We start from the raw sequence: 243 nt of genomic DNA on the forward strand, positions 1-243 counted from the left end.
TGTAGCTCACCCCGGTATTCAACCGGAACATGTAGCCCCTGCCTGTGGGTCGTTTGGGGTCATCGTCGTTAATACCGTTGTGGTAGGCGCACAGGAAGGTGAGGTTTTTAATGTTGGTGAATCCTCCTGCCTGCCAGGGGATGAGGTGGTGGACTTGGCAGTAGTCTGCGGGTTTGTTGCAGCCGTCGCGTGAGCAGGTTTGGAATTCGGCTGCCAGGCTGATGCGTTGTTTCCAGCTGGCAT

General features: G+C 56.0%; 1 protein-coding gene. It reads right to left on the bottom strand.

The window, feature by feature from the left end:
• Positions 1-243: HNH endonuclease signature motif containing protein (locus tag HMPREF2875_RS13205; RefSeq protein ID WP_141754569.1), on the bottom strand; the 243-nt coding region annotated here is incomplete at both ends.

Origin of the sequence: Corynebacterium sp. HMSC078H07 (assembly GCF_001812805.1) — a bacterium.
Lineage (GTDB): Bacteria > Actinomycetota > Actinomycetes > Mycobacteriales > Mycobacteriaceae > Corynebacterium.